General features: G+C 61.8%; 1 protein-coding gene. It reads right to left on the reverse strand.

What is annotated here, in order from left to right; genetic code table 11:
* Positions 1-1,691: non-ribosomal peptide synthetase (locus B9A19_RS21805; RefSeq protein ID WP_139799071.1), on the reverse strand; the 1,691-nt coding region annotated here is incomplete at both ends.

Here is a 1,691-nt window from a genome sequence, read left to right on the forward strand (position 1 = left end):
CCGTCGCCGCCGATGTAGAGTTCACCGGCCACGCCAATCGGGCAATGCTGACCGTTACCGGCCAGAATATGCACTTGCGTGTTACCGACTGGCCGACCCACATGCGTGACGAAGCCGGTAGCGCGCTCCATGCTGCACCACGTCGAATAGGTCGTGGTTTCGGTCGGGCCATACAGGTTACACACGCGCTCGACCCCGGTGCGCGCAAAAATGCGCTCGACCAGATCACGCTTGAGCGCCTCGCCCGCCAGGTTGATCACACGCGTTTGCGGGCTGATCGCACCGGCATTCACCAGCGCCGACATGGCCGATGGCACGGTATTGATCAAGGTCACGTCTTGCGGCTGGGTCAACAACGCCAATGCGTTATCGACCAAATGCAAGGTGCAACCCAGCGACAGCGGCGTGAAGTATTCATATACCGCAAGGTCGAAGTTGATCGACGTAGCAAACAGCGTGCGTTGCAACTCATCCCGCTCGAACGCGGATTGCGCCCAGCAAATGAAGTTGACGGCGTTCCGATGCTCAATGGCCACGCCCTTGGGCAGGCCGGTCGAGCCCGAGGTGTAAATCACATAGGCCAGATGGCTGGATTCCAGCCCGACACGCTGCGGGTTGGCATCCTGTGCCTGTTCCCACAGGCCTGCATCAGCCTGCAGATGCAAACAGGTACGGCGCTGGATGGCCTCGGCAGCACTCTGCTGCAATACCTCGCAACCGCGTGTATCAACCAGAATGGCCACCGGGTCGCTGTGCTCCAGCATGTAGGCCACGCGCTCGCTCGGGTAGCTCGGGTCCAGCGGCACATAAGCGCCACCTGCTTTCAGAATGGCCAGCATGCCGATGATCATTTCGATGCGGCGTTCCACGCACACGGCAACGCGCTCATCCGGGCCAACACCCAGTGCACGCAGGTAATGCGCCAGCTGGTTGGCGCGGGTATTGAGTTCTGCATAGCTCAGTTGCTGGTCGCCACAAACAACAGCCACCGCATCCGGCGTGGCGTTCACTTGCGCTTCGATCAGCTCATGCAGGCAGGCATTACGCGGGTAGTCCAGTGCCGTGTCATTCCATTGCGCCAGTTGCTGCAACTCTGCCTCAGGCAGGATGGCGAGCGTATCGAGCCTTGCCTGCGGCGCATGGGTCAGAGCATCCAGCAGGGACGCCACAGCCTGCTCAAGCATGCTGCACACCCGCGCAGCGCGGATGGGGGCAACGGTCTGTGCGCTGAGCAAAAAGCCCTCGCCCAGATCATCGACTGAAACGGTAAGCGGATAGTTGGTACGGTCGTGCGTATGCAGCAGCTCAACGCCCTCCTCAACCGCCACAGCATCGGCATGGACAACTCCGCTATGGCGGAAGTTGAGCAACGCGCTGAACAACGGCGTCGGTGCCTGTACCCCGCTGCAACGCTGTGCCAAGGCCAGTGGTGCATGCTCGTGTCGCAGCAGCTGCGCCAGCAGCTGATGCGCGGCCTTCAGACCGGTCTCGACATTCTGGTTGGCGAGTTTGAGGCGGATCGGTAGCGTATTGATGAACATGCCCAGCACACGGTCGGCTTGTTCGCCGCCTTGCATGCGGCCGAACAAGACGGTGCCGAACACGACGTCATCCCGACCGCTGGTGCGGGCCAGCACCAGCGCCCAGGCCAGATGCATCAGGCTGGCCGCACTGATGCCAAGGCGGCGGGC

The organism is Andreprevotia lacus DSM 23236 (assembly GCF_900176275.1).
GTDB classification, from domain to species: domain Bacteria; phylum Pseudomonadota; class Gammaproteobacteria; order Burkholderiales; family Chitinibacteraceae; genus Andreprevotia; species Andreprevotia lacus.